Source organism: Streptomyces sp. ATCC 21386, from assembly GCF_018728545.1.
In the GTDB taxonomy this organism is placed as follows: domain Bacteria; phylum Actinomycetota; class Actinomycetes; order Streptomycetales; family Streptomycetaceae; genus Streptomyces.
In genome coordinates this window covers 8,032,331-8,049,710 of sequence record NZ_JAAVVL010000001.1, presented here as the reverse complement: position 1 = coordinate 8,049,710, position 17,380 = coordinate 8,032,331, and the positions used below count along the sequence as shown (strand labels likewise).

13 protein-coding genes and 6 pseudogenes are annotated in these 17,380 nt (G+C 68.7%); 11 read left to right on the top strand and 8 right to left on the bottom strand.

All coding sequences use genetic code 11. The features are described 5' to 3' along the window. Nucleotides 1-254 precede the first annotated feature (254 nt). Nucleotides 255-788, top strand: coding sequence for an AAA family ATPase (locus tag GWK25_RS34515; RefSeq protein WP_215457810.1), 534 nt, complete (start codon nucleotides 255-257; stop codon nucleotides 786-788). A 463-nt stretch (nucleotides 789-1,251) separates the two neighbouring features. Here GWK25_RS34515 and GWK25_RS34510 read toward each other — a convergent pair. After that, nucleotides 1,252-1,782: pseudogene (locus GWK25_RS34510) on the bottom strand (SDR family NAD(P)-dependent oxidoreductase); the annotation flags it as partial. 2 nt (nucleotides 1,783-1,784) lie between these two features. Here GWK25_RS34510 and GWK25_RS34505 point away from each other — a divergent pair. Beyond that, nucleotides 1,785-2,465: pseudogene (locus GWK25_RS34505) on the top strand (helix-turn-helix domain-containing protein); the annotation flags it as partial. On the opposite strand, the pseudogene GWK25_RS34500 reads toward GWK25_RS34505, so the two are convergent. After that, a pseudogene (locus GWK25_RS34500) lies at nucleotides 2,453-2,769 on the bottom strand (aldehyde dehydrogenase family protein); the annotation flags it as partial. The pseudogenes GWK25_RS34505 and GWK25_RS34500 overlap by 13 nt on opposite strands. A gap of 302 nt (nucleotides 2,770-3,071) precedes the next feature. On the opposite strand from GWK25_RS34500, the gene GWK25_RS34495 reads away from it, so the two are divergent. Continuing rightward, complete coding sequence (locus tag GWK25_RS34495; protein WP_215455449.1) at nucleotides 3,072-3,797, top strand: FadR/GntR family transcriptional regulator; 726 nt, start codon at nucleotides 3,072-3,074, stop codon at nucleotides 3,795-3,797. A 31-nt stretch (nucleotides 3,798-3,828) separates the two neighbouring features. Here GWK25_RS34495 and GWK25_RS34490 read toward each other — a convergent pair whose 3' ends face one another. Beyond that, complete coding sequence (locus GWK25_RS34490; RefSeq protein WP_215455448.1) at nucleotides 3,829-4,782, bottom strand: aminoglycoside phosphotransferase family protein; 954 nt, start codon at nucleotides 4,780-4,782, stop codon at nucleotides 3,829-3,831. Between the two features lie 283 nt (nucleotides 4,783-5,065). Here GWK25_RS34490 and GWK25_RS34485 point away from each other — a divergent pair, with 283 nt between their 5' ends. Together GWK25_RS34485 and GWK25_RS43985 are read left to right on the top strand one after the other, a co-directional pair. Further along, a complete protein-coding gene (locus GWK25_RS34485; protein WP_308404385.1) occupies nucleotides 5,066-5,905 on the top strand; it encodes a hypothetical protein in 840 nt (279 codons plus the stop codon). A gap of 60 nt (nucleotides 5,906-5,965) precedes the next feature. Continuing rightward, a pseudogene (locus GWK25_RS43985) lies at nucleotides 5,966-6,079 on the top strand (GNAT family N-acetyltransferase); the annotation flags it as partial. Nucleotides 6,080-6,202: 123 nt separating this feature from the next. Here GWK25_RS43985 and GWK25_RS34480 read toward each other — a convergent pair. Continuing rightward, on the bottom strand, nucleotides 6,203-7,639 hold the full coding sequence (locus GWK25_RS34480; protein ID WP_215455447.1) for an FG-GAP repeat protein: 1,437 nt from the start codon (nucleotides 7,637-7,639) through the stop codon (nucleotides 6,203-6,205). Between the two features lie 482 nt (nucleotides 7,640-8,121). On the opposite strand from GWK25_RS34480, the gene GWK25_RS44905 reads away from it, so the two are divergent. From GWK25_RS44905 to GWK25_RS34450, 6 genes are all read left to right on the top strand, one after another. Next, nucleotides 8,122-8,205, top strand: a complete 84-nt coding sequence (locus tag GWK25_RS44905; protein WP_215457808.1) for a cittilin family RiPP precursor — start codon at nucleotides 8,122-8,124, stop codon at nucleotides 8,203-8,205. Between the two features lie 97 nt (nucleotides 8,206-8,302). After that, a complete protein-coding gene (locus tag GWK25_RS34470; RefSeq protein ID WP_215455446.1) occupies nucleotides 8,303-9,619 on the top strand; it encodes a cytochrome P450 in 1,317 nt (438 codons plus the stop codon). Nucleotides 9,620-9,912: 293 nt separating this feature from the next. Then, on the top strand, nucleotides 9,913-10,107 hold the full coding sequence (locus GWK25_RS43980; protein ID WP_251829168.1) for a hypothetical protein: 195 nt from the start codon (nucleotides 9,913-9,915) through the stop codon (nucleotides 10,105-10,107). Between the two features lie 175 nt (nucleotides 10,108-10,282). Further along, nucleotides 10,283-10,945 carry an alpha/beta fold hydrolase gene (locus tag GWK25_RS34460; protein WP_251829167.1) on the top strand — a complete coding sequence of 221 codons (663 nt, stop codon included), beginning with the start codon at nucleotides 10,283-10,285 and terminating at the stop codon, nucleotides 10,943-10,945. A 219-nt stretch (nucleotides 10,946-11,164) separates the two neighbouring features. Next, on the top strand, nucleotides 11,165-11,785 hold the full coding sequence (locus GWK25_RS34455) for a hypothetical protein (RefSeq protein WP_215457806.1): 621 nt from the start codon (nucleotides 11,165-11,167) through the stop codon (nucleotides 11,783-11,785). Further along, nucleotides 11,782-12,558 carry a hypothetical protein gene (locus GWK25_RS34450; RefSeq protein ID WP_308404384.1) on the top strand — a complete coding sequence of 259 codons (777 nt, stop codon included), beginning with the start codon at nucleotides 11,782-11,784 and terminating at the stop codon, nucleotides 12,556-12,558. Before GWK25_RS34455 ends, GWK25_RS34450 begins: the two co-directional genes overlap by 4 nt. A 490-nt stretch (nucleotides 12,559-13,048) precedes the next feature. Here the strand turns inward: GWK25_RS34450 and GWK25_RS34445 are convergent. The 4 genes and pseudogenes from GWK25_RS34445 to murJ all read right to left on the bottom strand — a co-directional run. After that, nucleotides 13,049-13,327, bottom strand: a pseudogene (locus tag GWK25_RS34445) (DUF3626 domain-containing protein); the annotation flags it as partial. A 56-nt stretch (nucleotides 13,328-13,383) separates the two neighbouring features. After that, complete coding sequence (locus GWK25_RS34440) at nucleotides 13,384-14,622, bottom strand: IS256 family transposase (protein ID WP_215451739.1); 1,239 nt, start codon at nucleotides 14,620-14,622, stop codon at nucleotides 13,384-13,386. Between the two features lie 132 nt (nucleotides 14,623-14,754). Then, nucleotides 14,755-15,237: pseudogene (locus tag GWK25_RS34435) on the bottom strand (DUF3626 domain-containing protein); the annotation flags it as partial. A 349-nt stretch (nucleotides 15,238-15,586) separates the two neighbouring features. After that, on the bottom strand, nucleotides 15,587-17,269 hold the full coding sequence (gene murJ / locus GWK25_RS34430) for a murein biosynthesis integral membrane protein MurJ (RefSeq protein ID WP_215455445.1): 1,683 nt from the start codon (nucleotides 17,267-17,269) through the stop codon (nucleotides 15,587-15,589). Nucleotides 17,270-17,380 lie beyond the last annotated feature (111 nt).

The following is a 17,380-nucleotide window of genomic DNA, read 5'->3' as shown; positions in this document are numbered from 1 at the left end:
CTGCCTCGCCCGGCGGACAGCGTGGCCGCACTGCCGGCCGAAGGGCTCACCGCCCCCGGTGTCGGCACCACCGCGACGACGGCGGTGACGGGCAGTGCCGTGTGACGGACTACGCGGACGCCGGACAAGGCGTCAACTCACCGGGCGCGCAAACTGTTCGAGTGCGGTGGCGATCCCTCCGGATGGCGGCTGATGAAGCGGCGTGGGAAATCGTCTCCACCGAGTCGCCGGCCGTCGGTAGCGTGATCGTCGTGATGGTGGGCACTGAGGAAACCCGGCTGGTCGTGCTGCGCGGCAACAGCGCCTCGGGGAAGTCGTCCGTGGCGGAGGCCCTGCGGGAGAGGTTCGGTCGCGGCCTGGCGCTGGTCGGCCAGGACAACCTCCGTCGCACCGTGCTCCGCGAACACGACCGGCCGGGCGCGGCGAACATCGGCCTGATCGACCTGACGGCTCGTTACGCCCTCGACGCGGGCTTCCACGTCGTCGTCGAGGGCATTCTGTACGCCGACCGTTACGGCGACATGCTCGCCCGTCTCCGGGCCGACCATCGGGGACCGACTCACGGCTACTACCTGGACGTCCCGTACGACGAGACCCTCGCCCGGCACGCCACCAAACCGATCGCCGATGTCGTCGAGGAAGCCCGGTTGCGGGAGTGGTACCGGCCCCGGGACCTGCTGCCCGGCGGGATCGAGACCGTCATCGGCGCGGACAGCGCCCTGGGGCAGACCGTCGACCGCATCATGACCGACACCGGCCTGGCCCACCTGCCCGCGGTGGACCGCTGACCGGGACTCGGCCGCGGCAGCCTTGTCGGTGGACCTTTTTGTCGACGAGGTTCTTGCCCTGCTCGGCCCACTTGCCGCGGCCGCCCCGAAGCCGTCGAGGCCGTCGGCGGCGTCGATGTTGTCTGTAGTCCGCGGCTACCCAGCGGTCCACGGTCGAGGTTCCTTGGCCCGAAGAGCTCGGTGGCGGCCTGCGGGACGGTGTTCTTCGCGTTGCTCATGACTGGCTTCCTTGCAGCACCGGGACGCCCTGACCCCGCTGGTCGAGAACACCGTCTCCGGCCGCTCCTCGGTACTCACCGACCACATCTCCACCGAGACCTACCACCAGCACCCCGGGGACCTGGCCGGGACGGTTCGAAGGCCCGGCGGGGGATGTGTTCAAACTATGCCGACGGCATGGGGTGTCCCCGGAACTATGGCGACCATTGATGTTCAAAACACGACATGATCGTGGCTGTGTGCGTCAGCGGGCCATGGCGCGGACCACGTCGGCGAGGGGAGTGGCGGGACGGCCGGTGAGGCGGGGTACGGCATCACTGACGCCGTCCAGTTCGCCGGAGGCGATGGCCGTGTAGGTGGACACCCAGGCGTCCAGCTGCCAGCCCGGAGCACCGGAGGAGGCACGGGAGGCGTAGGCCTCCTCGACGGTCTCCTCCCGGTAGGTGACGGCGCGTCGGAGTTGCTCGGACAGGACGGCCGCCGCGTCGTCCAGCGAGAGCGACTCGGGTCCGGTCAGGTCGTACGTCACGCCCGCGTGGTCGTCCGGCCGGGACAGTACCGCGGCGGCCGCGTCGGCGATGTCGTCCTGGGCGACGAACGCGGCGCGCCCGCTGCCGGCCGGGCCGCGGATCGCACCGTCCGCGCCGACGAGGTCGGGGACGAACTCTGCGTAGAGGTTGTCCCGGAGGAAGGTGTGAGCCAGCCCGCTCGCGCGGATGTGCCGCTCGGTGTGGAAGTGGTCGCGCGCAAGGGTGAAGGTGGCGTCGGGCGCCGCGCGACCTCGCTCACGCCGAGGGCACCCTCATCCTTTTCCAGCAGGACGTGCTGGACCCGGCCACGGCGACGGCGGCGAGGGTCGACGATCCGCACGCACCGGTCGTCACCACTCCCGGCGCGGCCGACGCCGAGGCGGTGGCCATGGCCGCGGACCACCTGAGCCACGAGTTCCGGTCCCTCGGCCGCCTGCCTCTCGACATGCACATCGCGGCTCTGCGGCACCTGCTCGCCGTCCTCCTGCTGCGGCTGGCCCACCTCACCGGCCCGGTCGACGGTCCCGCTCCGGAGCCCGACGAGACCTATGTGCGCTTCCGGGACACGGTCGAGCGGCACTTCACCGTCACCCGGCGGGTGGAGGACTACGCCCAGATGCTCGGCTACTCGGGGCGCACGCTGGCCCGGGCGACCCTGTCGGGCGCCGGGCTCAGCGCGAAGGAGTTCATCGACCGCAGGGTCGTACTGGAGGCGAAGCGTCTGCTGGCGCACAGTGACGAGAGTGCGGCGCAGATCTCGGACCGCCTCGGCTTTGTCACGCCCTCCCAGTTCAGCAAGTTCTTCACACAGCGCACGGGCCGTACCCCGATCGACTTTCGCATCGGGGTACGGGGGCGTGCCGCGGGCTCGGAGCCGTCGACGGCCCCCGGCCGGGGCGTCGACGGGCGGACGGATCAGAACGGATAGTGGGCCTGCTGGGTCGCGATGGTCACCCAGCGGGTGTGGAGAACGCCTCAATGCCCCGGCGGCCGCCGAAGCGCCCGTAGCCTGAGGCCTTGACCTCGCCGAAGGGGGCCATCGGCTCGTCCGCCACCGACTGGTCGTTCACGTGCACGATGCCGGTACGGATCCGGCGGGCGACAGCCAGACCATGTGTGGCGTTCTCGGTGATGACGCCGCAGCTCAGACCGTTGTCGGTGTCGTTGGCGACGGCCACGGCGTCCGCGTCGTCGCCGAACGTCTCCACCACGCAGACCGGCCCGAAGGCCTCCGCTGGACAGCGACCACTCCTGGTCGGAACGACAGATCCGCCTGCCGAGCGGGCCCCCGCAGGCGCGCTCTGCCGGCTGCGGTCCGGCTCAGCACGCCGCGCGGCACCGGCGAGGTCGAGTCGGCCCCTGCCCACGTCAGGGAGGGGTTCCCGTTCACATGTCCCAGTATCATCAACTGCGCGCTCGGCAGGCGTGACGGTGACCAGGTCCCTCGGAGCGGCCGGACCGCACAGTCGACGCGTCCTCGAGGGTCTCACCGGACCAGAGGTACCGGAACGTACACGCACCAAGAGGGGGCACGGTGTCCCTCACGGACAAGGCCATCGAGCGGATTCGTGAGCTGATCCGGACCGGCGAGCTGCCGCCCGGGTCGAAGCTCCCTCCCGAGCCGGATCTCGCGGCTCAGCTGGGGCTGTCCCGCAACCTGGCGCGCGAGGCGGTCAAGGCGCTGGCGGTCGCCCGTGTGCTGGAGGTCAAGCGGGGCGACGGCACCTATGTCACCAGTCTGCAGGCGAGCGTCCTGCTGGAGGGCCTCGGCGGTGCCGTGGAACTGCTCCAGGCCGACGCAGGCGCGCTGCTGGACCTGATGGAAGTACGGCGGCTGCTCGAACCCGCCGCCACCGGGGTCGCCGCCACCCGCATCACCGGCGAGCAACTGGCAGGTGTCAAGACCCATCTCGACGCGATGCGGGAGGCCCGCGACGACGTCGAACTGCTCAACGCGCACGACGCGGCTTTCCACCGCGCCGTCGTCGAGGCCACGGGCAACGAGTCCCTGCTGGCACTGCTCGAAGGCGTCTCCGGCCGCACGCTGCGCGCCCGCATCTGGCGAGGCCGGGTCGACGCGCAGGTCGCGGCCAGGACCGTCATGGAGCACGAGGCGATCTACGAGGCGCTGGCCGCCCGAGACGCCACACTCAGCCAGGCGGCCGCGCTCCTGCATGTGAGCAGCACGGAACAGTGGCTGCGCGAACACCTAGAATCCGAAGGCGCTGCTCGCTCGGCCACCACCGCGAACTCCGCTTGAGCAGGTCCATCAGCGGTGACAGAGGTCCGCTTCAGGCGCTGAACACGGTGTTGCGGTGGAGCTGACGTGCGCACCACCGGAAGTGCCCGTCGCGGTCGTCCAGGCCGAAGAGGTCATAGGTGATGAGCGCGTACGCGGCCTGATAGGTGGTGAGCGTCGCCGACGGATAGCCCAGCTCGTGGGCGAAGAGCGCCGTCAGCTCAGCGGTGTGCTCTGCGGCGTACGGCCCGTACATGTCATGGACGGCGGCGGTTACGCCGGCCTCGAAGGCTGGGTCGCCTGCGGTCGTGCAGAAGCCGAAGTCGAGCAGGGCGACGGGCCGCCCGGTCGCGTCGACGTGGATGTTGGGCGGGACGAGGTCGCCGTGGATCACTGTCACCGGGGCGTCGGGGAGCGAGAGCAGCGCCTCCAGTGTGCGTTCGAGTCCCCTGTCGAAGTCCGGCACGTGGGCGGCCAGGGCAGCATCGTGCCGGGCCGCGGCCCGGGCGACCAAAGCCGCGAGGGCGTCGCGGAAACTGTCGTGGCCCTGCCATAGCGGACGGTCGTCACCCTGGACCGTCAACGCACGCATGGCGTCGGTGCCGGGCACGGAGGCCAGGCCTCGAAGCACGGCGAGGAGTGCGTCCTTGTGCCGGGTGGGCAGGCCGCGCTCGTAGACGGCGTGCGCGGAGTCGACCCGCAACGGGCCCCCGGGCAGTTCACGCTCGTACGTCACCAGGACACCCTCGTGGTCCTCGACGCCGAAGATCTCCGGGGTGGCGAACGGCAGGGAGTGCCGCGCGATGTCCGCGTACACCTGGCGGGTCAGGTCGAGGTCGACCTTTGGCCGACCGATCCACACCTTGGCCGCCCGGCCCTGGCCCAGCGCGTAGACGACTCCCTCGACACCAGCACCGATACGGCGGACACCGGTGTGCCCGCGGTCGGCGAAGTACGCGAGCCATGGGTCGGAGAGTGAGGCTTCCACGTCCAGGATCTTCTCCATCCGAGTATGAGATCAGCAAGCCCGGACCTCTATGAGATCAGCAAGCCCGGCCTCGTCGGATCCCAGCGGCTTCCGCGGTCCCGGCTCCGTGGCCGCGTACCCCGGCCGGACAGATGCGCCGGCGATCAGACCTTCGAACAGCTCCCCGTGGCAACGCAGTTCGCGGTTGTCGAAGGGCCGAGCGCGCCTCACCGTGGCCTCTCGCAGGTCGATGATGTCAGTCAGGCCGCACAGATCGACGCCCGCCTGGGGGTCACCTCCGTGCGGACCGTAGATTTGCCCCGTGTCCTCGACGTGGCAGAGGACGGAACGGCTGGAGACACCTGTGCGGGACGGTTTTTCCGAGGGATTCTTCACGCGGCTGGCGCACGAGGCGCATCCGGTGGACCTGATGTGTCTCTATCTGCTGCACGGATCGGTCGACCGGATCCCAGGTCTGTGCGCTGACCGGGAAACGCTGACGTTCGAACACCTGAGTCGGCGCGTCCCTGCCGCGCATCGCTCCAGCCATGGCGACGCGCACACGTTCTCGATCCACATCAGGAACAAGGTCAGCGGGCGGCTGTACGGCTTGGAGTTCAGGATCCACTTCGTCGCGGGCGAGCCTTACGCCGACGCGCTGGTCCCCTTCGGCGCGACGATCGACCTACCCCGCTTCTTGGGCCATCTCCGTGGGCGGCACGCCTGGGGAGGAATGCCGGGGGACTGGGACTTCGACGTGTTCACCGATGTGCGTGATCTGCGCGAGAGTGTCGTGCTGTTCGGGAACAACCGGGAGGTCTGGTTCCAGGTCAGTAACCACCGCAATGACTGGTTCCGCGGAGGTCCAGGCACCCGGTTGCCGACCGGACGGTCCCGGTCGGTCTGGAACCGGGCCCGCCTGGTCACCGGCCGCTTGCATGGCAACCAGTTCGGCAAGCCCGCCCAACCGCACGCGGGAGGCCCCCTGTTCCCCGACCGCCTCGCGGCCGTAGCGGACACCTCGCCCGAGGCGCGTGCGTACCGGCGGTACGTGGCCAGGCTGCGTGACCCTCTCCCTCTGCGGCCGGGACGGCCGTCCCGGAGTCGGCTGCGTTCCGATCGGAATCCGTTCGGCGATCTCCCGCCCCGGCAGCGACACTGACCGGATGATCGTCGTGCAGCGAGTCACCACGTACTGGACCAAGCAGTCCAGGGGAGGCGGGGAGCGACGACCGCCCGACTGTTCACGGGCACGGCAGATCCACACCGGTCGTACGGTCTGTACGGGAGCGTGGGGTTACGGCGGCAGAACGAGTACGTCCGTCACCGGAAGCCGTTTGCGGATCGACCGGTCCGTGCCCTCCCGCCTCGCCCGGGCGAGTGGCTCCTGATGCGTGACTCCGTGGTCGTGCGGTCCCTGACCGTGTTCGGGCAGGGACCGGGCATCGCACGTGATGGCCTAGTGCCCCAGCACTTCGCCGTACTTGATGGCACCGTTGGGCAGCGCGAAGCCGAACGGGGTGAGTGACTTGCCCGGCGGGTAGGTCTCCTCGGCACTGGTCGGCACGAACCAGACGCCACCCGACTTCGGCTCACCGGCGTTCTCCCCGGGCGCGCTCACCGCCGTGTCCCACAGGCCGTCGCGGTTGTAGTCGCCGACGGTGACCTGGGCGCCGAAGCGATCGCCGGCCTCGGCAGCGCCGGGCATGTTCGGCGTGCTCTGGCTGCGGGCCAGACCACCGTGGAGGCCGTTCTCCGCGCCGTTCATGACGACGTATCCGCCCGCGTCCTTCACGGTGCCCACGTCCTCACCGGGGACGCCGACCACCAGTTCCGGGCGGTGGTCGCCGTCCAGATCGCCGGCGGAGAGCGCGGCGCCGAAGTCGTCGCCGTCCTCCGCACTGCCGCCGACCTCGGGGCTCGACTGGGTGACGCAGTCGCTCTCGGTACCGAAGGCCGCGGTCTTCGAGCCGTTGAAGAGCAGCAGCGCACCGCCGAGACGGTCCTGGCAATGCGTCGTCCCGGACTCGGGATTGGGCTGCACGAGGCCGACCGCGAGGTCGTCGGTGCCGTCCTGGTCGAAGTCCGCGGCGGCGAGCGCGCTGCCGCGGTCGGCGTCGGTCCACCACTGGCGGGGTTCGGCCTGGTCGTCCCAGCGCGTGATGAAGGTGCCGGAGTCCTCCAGCGCCCGCCAGGTCGTGGCGAGGTCGTCCCGGCCGTCGCCGTCGAAGTCGCCGGTGGCCAGGTCGAGGGTGCGGCCGCCCATGCTGTACCGGCGCAAGGTCGTGGTGGTCACGGGGGCGCCGGTGAGTGGGCCCGGGCGGAAGCGGAGCGCGCCGTCCTCCTCGCTGTTCTCGCCGTACGCGAGGTCGGCGTCGCCGTCGCCGTCGTAGTCGCCCGTGGCGATGGTGCGGCCGATGCTGCTGTACTCCGAGGTCCCCCTGGCCACCGTGGTGCCCTGGACGTTCCACCCCGAGCCGTCCAGGACGGTGATGGTGCCCTCGTCCTTGAGCTGGTCGGAGGTGAGTGATTCGCCGCTCGCGCCGACGGCGAGCTCGAAGACGCCGTCGCCGTTGACATCGACGGGTACCACGGAGGAACCGAAGCGGTCGCCCGCCTCGGGCGTACCGGGTACACCGGTCTCGGCCTGGCTGATGACCCCGGTGGACTGACTCGGGCTCTGCGGGCCGCCGTAGATGACGCTGACGTAACCGGCCTTGGCCTTCCCGCCCACCGTGGCGTCAGGCATGCCGACCGCGATGTCGGTGTATCCGTCACCGTTGAAGTCGAACCGCGCGGCCGACGCGGCCGCGGCGCTCCCGGCGAGCGGCAGGGTGAGGCCGGCTGCGGTGAGTGCCGCCACGACGGCGGTGGCGGCCAGGGTGCGAGCGCGCACGGTGAACTCCCGGAGTCGAAGGAGGAGAAAGGAGGGCGATGGTGTACGCGGATGTGACTCGTGAGGTGGACGAAGGGTTGTGTGCGGATGACCGCCAGGTCAACGCGACCTGACGCACCGCGAGTTTCGTCCCGTGTGCCCGTACGACCACAGGACCGCGCACGAGCCAGGCCGCCCCTCCCCGGGGCCGGGGTTGGGGTTGGGGTTGGGGTTGGGGTTGGCGGAGGGGCCGGGGCTGGGGCCGGCCCGAGGGTGCCTCGCGGCGTCGTGATCCACCAGTGTGTGTCAGCGCATCACCTCATATACAGCGACAGCGATGGTGTGCAGTAAAGCTATTGATTTCCATAAAGGGAACCTTCGATTCACCGGCCGATTCCCCTGTTTGTGGCGATTTAGCACCCTTGACCGATGCGTGCACGATACATAGTCTCGCCGTGTCTGAGTTCCACTTCGCTGGGCGGTAAACCAGGAGGTGCATCATCATGCGTAAGCTGCTTCTCGCGGGCGCGGTGTTCGCGCGACTTGCTCGCAAGGACCGACTCACCGCTCCGTACAACTACTACTGACCATCACGACGATGTGAGCGGCCGGGGTGCGGAGAAGCTCGCACCCCGGTATTTCTCTGTGATGGCGGCGGGGTGATTTCCTCATGGGCGGGAGCGTATGGCGGTGCGCACGACGGCCGAGATGCCGGGACCGGACGGCGGCCGGGTTCTCGGGAATCTGACGGATTTCTCGGAGGACCCGCTGGGATTTCTCACCCACTGCGCCGACGAGTACGGCGACGTGGTCCGGATCAGCCCCAAGAACGTCCTCCTGGTGTCGCCCGAGCACGCCGTGCGCATGCTGGTCGACCGAGGATCGGATTTCGTCAAGCAAGGTCCGGGGACGCGGAGCGCGGGACGCCGACAGTCACTGCCGCTGTCCACCATGAGCAGCGACGGCGAGGAATGGAAGGTGCGCCGCAGGCGCATCCACGGCGCCTTCGGTCGCGAACTGTCGGCCGACGCCGCTGCCGCGATGCGCGAGCAGGCCGACCGGATGCTCGCGCCGTGGCGCCCCGGTCAGGTGCGCGATCTCCAGCAGGACGTCTCCGTGGTCACGTTGCGCCTGGTCACGCGGCTGATGTTCGGCGAGGAGTACACGGACGAGGAGATCGCCGATGTCGCCGGACTCGTCGCCCCCATCATGGACCTGTCCACATCCCCGGTGGTCCTGCCGGAGTGGGTGCCCACACCGCCCAAGCTACGGATCCGCCGTCACCTCAAGCGTGTCCTGCGGACCTTGGAGCGAGTCGCGGCCTCCCCGAAGGCCGCGGACCCCGAGGCGGCGCCCGTCCTGCACGCGCTGCTGCACGACACCCCGGCGCCGAGCGAGGCCGAGATCCGTGACGAACTGGCCACCCTGCTGATGGCTGGATTCGAAACCACCAACGACGCCGTCGTGTGGGCCAGTGTTCTGCTCGCCCGGCATCCGGAAGCGGCGGAACGCGTGCACAGTGAAGCGGAAAAGGCGTACGCGGGAGATGCCGACGGAATGGCAATGCTGAATGCTCTACCTTTCACTGACGCGGTGCTGAGGGAATCTCTCCGCCTGTATTCGCCCGTCTGGATCACCAGCCGGGACGCCCGGGTGGATGTCGACTTCGCTGATTACCTCATCCCCGCAGGCACTACGGTCACCGTGAGTCAGTGGATCAATCACCGCGACTCGCGGTACTGGCGCGATGCCGATTCCTTCATTCCTGAACGCTGGCTCGGGAAAGAGACGTCCGAAGTCCCCCGGGGCTCTTACTTTCCTTTCGGGCTCGGTCCACGTACCTGCGTGGGGGCCGCCCTGTCGACCGTGGAGAGCGTACTCCTGCTGGCCGCCATCTGGTCCGCATACCGGTTGCGCCTGAACGATCCCGCCGCCGTTCGTCCGCGACCGGCTCTCGCACTCCAGCCGATGAATGCGCGCTTCGTCCTTGAGCGCTGGTAGGGCCGCCAGGCGGTGTGTCCTGCGGCGATCGACGACATTCAGCCCCACGGACACCGAGGTGCCGCGAAAATCGGCGAGGTCACGCCGACGCGGGCATGACGATTCTCACGCGCATGGTGAAGACTGGACAGATGCAATTCGACCTCGGCGGACTCCTGTTCATAGTGCTCGGTCTCGTCCTTGTCGCTGTCGGTTGCGTCTGGAGGGGAGGTGTCCTGCGCCCCCTCTCGGCCAAGCGGGCCCAGGCGGCCGTGCGCCGGGACCGTTCGAGGAATCTGCTGTGTTCTGCGGACATGGCCATCGCTGAAGCGCGCCGCCGGGCCGCCCGCGGCGAACCGGCCATCGTCACGGTCGGAGACGTGACCAGGGTGGCGTACCAGCACTACGGGTATCTCTTCGAGGAGCGCGAAGAGGTGGCCGCCGCCCTCCGTCAGCGGTATGAGGCCGCCGACTGTCGTGCGGACTGCATGACCGACGCCTTCAACTGACGGCCGTACCGAACACTGTTGTGGCCGCTCTGGATTCACCTCATGGAAGAGATCAGCTACCAGGCGGTCGACGACTGCACCCTGTACGCCACCGTCACCGGAAAAGGGCAGGCCCTGGTTCTCCTGCATGCCGGCGGCCCTGCCCACAAGAGCATGCTCCCGCTGGCCGAACGTCTTGCCGATCGCTGCACGGTGGTACGGCCCGACCCTGCGAGGCTACGGCTGGTCGGTCTGCACGGACCCGGCCCGCCATACCTGGGCCCGGTACGTCGACGACGTCATGCGGCTCCTGGACCACCTCGGCATCGCCCGTGCCGCACTGGCCGGCGCGGGCCTGGGCTCCACGATCACGCTTCGGACGGCCGCCGGGTACCCGGAGCGGGTCCTGGCGGCCGTGCTCATCGGGGTTGAGGACATCGAGGACGACGAGGCCGAGCAGGCCGAGATCCGCTTCCTCGACGAGTTCGCCGCCCGCGTCGAGGCTGACGGCATCGAGGCGGGCTGGGAGCTCATCCTCGCCGGATTCCCTCCCGTGGTCGGTGCCATGGTGCGCGACGCCATCCCCCGGTCGGACCCCGCCAGCATCGTGGCCGCGGCTGCCATCGGCCACGACCGTTCCTTCCGGAGCATGGACGAACTCGCGACGATCACCGCACCGACCCTCGTCTTCCCGGGCACCGACCCGCGCCACCCCACCGCTCTCGCCGAAGGAGCCGCCGAGCCCCTCCCCAACGGACGGCCGGCCATGATCCCGATCGGCGACGACCTCATCACCGCCGAAGACCTCGCCCGCGCCACGGCTCCCGCCATCCGCGAATTCCTGACCGGTCGATCCTGAGGGCGAAGAAAAACAGGGAGCGCAGGATGGTCCTCCCAGGGCAGAGAACGTGCCCGCATCCCGAAGCAAGAAGGGCATCCGCTGAGGGCGTACGCCCCGCCGCCACAGCCTGAACGACCCCTGGGCCCCGTGGGGTCAGAGCCCGCCGTGAGCCCGGTGCCGCAGCGAAAGCCCGTGGCGGTGCGGCAGTGGGTCCGGCATCATCGCCGTGTGATCGTGATGCAGCCCGTCCTGGAGATCGTCGCCGCCGACGGCTTCGCGCTCTGGCCGACCGGCGAGCACGAGTCGTACGGCTGTCTCGCGCTGCACGGGCAGCTGACTCCGGAGCAGGTCGGGACGGCGATCATGCGGATCGCCGAGTGCAACGACTTCGAGCCGGAGGAGGGGCACGGGCCGTGCCCCAGCGACCCGATCGGCGCGTTCCTGCACGGGATGCTCACCATGCCCGACCTGTTCGCCGCCGGCGGATTCCGGGTGACCGACGACGCCACCGGTACCGTCTTCATCGACCCGGGCTGCTGCAACGGCCTGGAGACCTGGCGGGAATTGCTGGAGGTGTGCGACGGCACCGGCTGGGCCTCCTTCGGCCACGACCCGTCCTCGATGGCCGAACGCGTCGGCGACACCGTCCGGTTGACGCTCGACGTCCACGCGGGGGACGGCAGCCCGGTGATCGAGCTGCCGGTGGACGAGGTGCGCGCACTGGTCATCGGTGCTCAGCAGGACTTGCGGGACTTCCACGACCTCGCCGGAAGCTGGGCCGCGGACCATCTGCCACCGCACGCCAACGCCGTCACCGCAGCCCTGGCCCGGGCATTGGACCTGGAACTCACCCAGTGACCAGCTTCCTGACCCACCGGGCGCGCGTGCACGACGCCGACGTCCCCCTGCACCGCAGGCACAGCGCGCTGCGGACCTGCCTCACCGTCTTCGCGCCCTACGGCCTGCGGGCCACGTACCACCACCTCACGCTCAGCGCCGCGATTCCCCGGCGGCTGGAAGCCGATCCGGACGCGCTGGTGCGGGCCGTGGAGGAACTGCACGAGGCGCGGGTGCTGTGGCTCGTACGGGCCAGGGAGTATGCCGGGCAGTGCCGGGCGGAGAAGGGTTCCGGGCGGCGGGCTGTGCCGGACCCTCGGCCGTGGTGGCTGCGGAGCTGGTGGGAGGGATCGGAGCGCGCCTGGTACGACGAGCCGTTCCGCCACCCGCCTCTGCGGCTGCCCGAGTACGTCCGGCGGCAGAACGCGCTTCTCGACGGCGCCGAGCTGCCGGGCTGCCCTGCGTGCGGGGACGAGGAACCGCTGGAGCCGCATTCGACCGGGCACGGATGGGTGGAGCTGTGCGGCCGCTGCGCGTGGGCGCCGACGCAGTGTCCGTGCGGGCGCCGGCACCAGCTCGTGCCGGAGACCCCGTACAGCTGGAAGGCACTGTGGCGGCGGGCGCACATGAACGATGACGGCACTCCGAACCCCCGTTGGCCCGCGGGCCAACCGGTCGAGCACGGCGCGGCGGGCAGTGGGGAGGCCCAGGTGTCGGACTACCAGGTCCGGGCACGACCGCGACCCCGTTCGGATGCACTCGCGCCGCCAGCTCTTCCAGGGCGGCGCCGGTGAAGGCATCATCGGGCACCCGCGATCCCCGAGGTGCCCCAGGACATCCGAGTTCTGGGGCACCTCGGCATGCGGCAGCCATACGACTGTCCCTCGGCCCCGGTCCTGATCGACCAGTGCGGTGATGAGTTTGCCAGCCCTCGCCTTGATCAGCTGCTTCGCGGCTGTCGCGCATCGCTGTCCAGGGTTGCGCGCGGGGCGATATGTCACTCTTGTCACAAGGGTGGCAAGGTCGACCGCGTGCGAGACACGCGAAGCACGGTCTGCCCACCCTAGCGGCCCGCAACACGGCCTTGTTCGGCATGGCCGGTGAACTTCCGCCGATCATCATGTGCGACCTGTTCGGGATACACAGGAACACTGCCACTCAGTGGGCAGCCCTGGCCCAGGACAGCTGGGCCGGCTACCTCGCGGCCCTCAGAGCTACCGAGTAACGCTCTATCAGGTAATCCCGCGGCAACGAGCCTGTTTGGCCAGCTCCGAGGGGGCGCTACTACTCAGCAGGCGGTGTGCGTACTCCGAAGCGCGCCAGGCAGTGCCAGACCTTCTTGAGGTCCTGAAGGCCGTATCGGCCAGTGCGGGCGGCATCCCCGATGACCTTCGGGTTGAGCAGGCCATCGACGGCGATCTCAGCACCCAGGTCAACGTATTCCTGTCCTCGGTAGCTTGAGTGACGCCGTAGTCGAGCCACGCTGAGCCGGAAACCTGGATGCCATTCGATTGGGCACGGGAGGCGATGAGCTGCAACTTCAACCTCTGTGCCGCGATAGCTCGGTCACGTCCGCTGGAGTGGTGTATCGACGGCCACTCGGTGATCTCGTTTTGAGGCTATGCGGTGAGTTCGGTGGGCAGGGTGGTCTCGTCGTTTTCTGACTCGATCGGGTGGAGGCGGGCCTTGGCGAGGAGTTCACGGCCCATGTAACGGCGGGCCTCGGTCCACTCGTCGTTCTGCTCGGCCAGGACCGCGCCGACGAGCCGGATGACTGCTGTGCGGTCGGGGAAGATGCCGACCACGTCGGTGCGGCGGCGGATCTCCTTGTTCAGTCGCTCCTGCGGGTTGTTCGACCAGATCTGCCGCCAGAACTCGCGCGGGAACGCGGTGAAGGCCAGCAGGTCGTGCTGAGCGGCGTCCAAGTGGGCTGCTGCCTTGGGGAACTTGGCTTCCAGGGCGTCCAGGACGTGTCGCATCTGGGCCCTCACGGCGTCGGTGTCGGGCTGTTCGAAGACGGTTCGCAGCAGGGTGGCCACCCATGGCTGGGCGGACTTGGGGACCTGGCTCAGCAGATTCCGGGCGTAATGCGTGCGACATCGCTGCCATGATGCGCCCGGCAGGACCGCGCCGATCGCGTTCACCAGGCCGGCGTGGGCGTCGGAGACGACCAGTTGGACGCCGGACAGGCCGCGGGCGACGAGCGAGCGCAGGAAGGCGAGCCAGCCCGCACCGTCCTCGGCCGTGGCGACGTCGATGCCGAGGATCTCGCGGTGTCCGTCCGCATTGACGCCGACCGCGATCAGCGCGTGGACGTTGATGATGCGGCCGCCCTCGCGGATCTTCTGGGTCAGTGCGTCGACCCAGACGAACGTATAGGGGTCAGCGTCCAGAGGCCGGTTGCGGAACGCGGCGACCTGCTCGTCCAGGTGCTTGGCCATCGCGCTGACCTGGGACTTCGACAGCTGGGTGACACCGAGAGACTCGGCGAGTTTCTCGACCCTGCGGGTGGAGACGCCCAGCAGGTAGGCAGTGGCGACGACCGAGATGAGGGCCTGCTCGGCCCGCCGCCTGCGTTCCAGGAGCCAGTGCGGGAAGTAACTGCCCTGGCGCAGCTTGGGGACGGCGAGTTCGACGGTGCCGGCCCTGGTGTCCCACTCGCGTGGGCGGTATCCGTTGCGGTGGTTGACGCGTTCGTCGCTGACCTGCCCGTATTCGGCGTTGCAGAGGGCATCGGCCTCTGCGGACATGAGCGCGTCGGCAAACGTCTTGACCATCGCGCGCAGCAGATCGGGACTCGCCGCGGCGAGGTTGTCCTCGGCGAGGGCGTGCAAGGGCACACTGTCAGGTGCGGTCATCGTGCTGATCTCCTTCGAGGCTTCGACACTTCGAAGATCAGCCGGTGGCCGTTCGTCTATGCGGGCACCACCCCGATGCCGGAGCAAACCCCCGGATCAGGTCGAACCCGTACACCACTTCCCTGGACGCAACCGATAGCTCGGGTCCAACACCAGCGCCTCGACGTCACAGTCGAACCTGACCCGTCCGTGAATCTGCGCCTCAATGTGACAGTCCAGGGCATCCAACTTGCCCGCCTGTGCCAGCTCGATGAGCGAGCAGCGGTCTGCTATGCCGAAGTCGGAAGGCTCGGTCGAACTGTCGGGATAGCAGAACGTGGTGCGTCTCAGGGTCTCGGTGTTGAGTCTGAAGTACGAAGAGCCGAACCGCGGAGCACCACCGACCGGATCGCGGCGGTAGTTCAGCGCCCCGTATACGGGGCGCTGGTCAGCCGGGGCCTCGTCGTACGCACCGCCGAAGATACGACTCTCCCAACGCCACCGGTCTCCACCAGGGTGAGCGGTCAGACCACCGTTGCTTGTGCCTGTCACGAACTGCGACCGGTAAACACCGTCTTCCACCATCTGGGCCAGGATCGGACGATCTCCTGCGGGACGATCGGGATGAAAATGCATCGTCACCCGGAGATCCCCAGCGAGCGGCCCTCCTCCACATGAAGCCGCGACATGCAGCAGAGCCTTCTCCTGAAGCGATACGACGATGTCAGCACCCATGCGTGGAGTGTGCACGGACGGCAATGTGCAACGCACGTCAGTTTGTGAGACGCGGCTGCCTTGCCCAAGTCCATGGGTCTCAGTAGCAACCACGCACAATCCCATGGCTGTTCGCCGGAAAGCTCGGTTTCTCGGACTGGGGCTCTTGCCGGAGTGGAGGAACTTCGTCAAGCGCAACTGGACCGACTACATCGCCAGCCGCGCGCAGGGCCGTCCATTAGACACGCTCCCTTGCGTCGCTTGCCTGGACTCAACGCATCCCGGGCAGGCGACGCAGCTCGTTGACCTTCATCAGACGGGCAAGAAGGAGGTATGCCAGGGCTGTCGCGAGCGCCCCGGCAGCCAATGCGGCAGCAGTAGGCCACGTTCCACCTCCCAGTCCAGCGCATGCACGCGCTGCGGCCCAGCCCAGCCCAGCAGCCAGACCCGCAGCGCAAAACAGTTTCAGGTAAGTGCGGCGCAGGCCCTCGTCGTCGATACGGCCCCCGAGCCGCCTGCGTAGCAAAAACGCGGTGAGTGCGAGGCCGGCCACATAGGAGAGGGTGTAGGCCCCGGCCATGCCCACCACCGCCCAGCGGGCAGGCAGCAGCAGATGACAGGCCGTGGCCAGGGCGATGTTCACGGCCGCGATCCACGCCGCCATGAAGAACGGCGTGCGTGTGTCCTCGAAGGCGTAGAAGCCGCGCAGCAGAAGGTACTGGGCAGAGAACGGGATAAGCCCGAGCCCGAAAGCCTGCAGCATGTAGCCCAGCGGGCGGACCGAGGCGGCGTCGGCCGCACCGTGGGCGAACAGCAGCGAGGAGATCTGCGGGCCCAGGGCGAGGAAGAGGAAGGCAGCAGGCACGATGACCACCCCGCTGATCCGCAGCGCTCGGGACAAATCCGCGCGCAGATCCGGGATACGTCCCTCGGCGACAGCCCGGCTCATGCGTGGCAACAGGGCCGTAACCAGGGACACGGTCACGATCGACTGCGGCAGCATCCAAATGGTCTGCGCGTAGGTGTACGCCGAGTAGCCCGCGCCGGCCTGGGGCAGTTCCTGGTCGGCAGCGTTGGCGTAGTTCGTGACCACGGTCAGGGAGACCTGGTTGGCCAGGACGAACAGCAGCGTCCACTTCGCCGCGTGCACGCTCTTGCCCAGGCCGGTGCCCCGCCAGTCGAACCGCGGCCGGAACCGGAAACCCGCCGCCCGCGCGAATGGGATCAGAGCCAGGGCCTGCACGGCGATGCCGGCCGTCGTCCCGATCCCCAGCAGCCGCACCTGGCTGGCGGTGATGTCCTCAACCCGGTCGGGCACCGCCATCAGCCCCAGGTAGGCGGCGAACATGCCGACCAGCACCACATTGTTCAGCACTGGCGTCCACATCATCGCGCCGAACCTCTCGCGGGCGTTCAACACCTGCCCATAGATGCTGAACAGGCCGTAGAAGAAGATCTGCGGAAGCAGGAACCGGGCGAACGTCACCGTCAGTTGAAACGCCTCATGACTGTCAGGAGTGTCCCGCATATACAGGCCCACGATCTGCGGCGCCGCCCACACTGCCAGCGCCGTCCCCACGCCCAGCACGCACACCACGAGCGTGACCAGACGCTGCTCGTAGGCCCGTCCGCCGTCGGGCTCCGTCGTCCGAGCCCGCACCAGCTGTGGCACCAGCACAGCATTAAGCGCACCCCCGATCAGCAGCGTGTACAGGCTCGTCGGCACGGTGTTCGCAGTGTTGTATGTACTGGCCAGCAGGCCCGTTCCCAGCGCCGCGGCCTGCAGCACCTGACGGATCAGCCCCGTCGCCCGTGACACCACCGTGCCAACAGCCATCAGCAAAGACGAACGAGCCAGCCCGCCCTTGTCCTTCTTCCGCCGGGCGGCATGCCGCCCCCTCGTATGCTGCTCCTGCGGCATGGTCTGCGCCGCGGAGTTCGCCCCCTCCACCATGCCGTCAACCTATGCCCCAAGGTCCCAGGGCCCCAATTTGCTTACCTGGCCTAGCAGTTCAGCGAACCCTGTCTGGCCGTGACCGTTGGCCACAGAAATACGACAGCAACG

Coding starts and splice junctions, on each gene's coding strand:
- GWK25_RS34455 (WP_215457806.1), top strand. CDS start 11,165: ATGCAGCCCGTCCTGGAGATCGTCGCCGCCGACGGCTTCGCGCTCTGG.
- GWK25_RS44905 (WP_215457808.1), top strand. CDS start 8,122: ATGCGTAAGCTGCTTCTCGCGGGCGCGGTGTTCGCGCGACTTGCTCGC.
- murJ (WP_215455445.1), bottom strand. CDS start 17,269: ATGGTGGAGGGGGCGAACTCCGCGGCGCAGACCATGCCGCAGGAGCAG.
- GWK25_RS34515 (WP_215457810.1), top strand. CDS start 255: ATGGTGGGCACTGAGGAAACCCGGCTGGTCGTGCTGCGCGGCAACAGC.
- GWK25_RS43980 (WP_251829168.1), top strand. CDS start 9,913: ATGGCCATCGCTGAAGCGCGCCGCCGGGCCGCCCGCGGCGAACCGGCC.
- GWK25_RS34440 (WP_215451739.1), bottom strand. CDS start 14,622: ATGACCGCACCTGACAGTGTGCCCTTGCACGCCCTCGCCGAGGACAAC.
- GWK25_RS34470 (WP_215455446.1), top strand. CDS start 8,303: ATGGCGGTGCGCACGACGGCCGAGATGCCGGGACCGGACGGCGGCCGG.
- GWK25_RS34490 (WP_215455448.1), bottom strand. CDS start 4,782: ATGGAGAAGATCCTGGACGTGGAAGCCTCACTCTCCGACCCATGGCTC.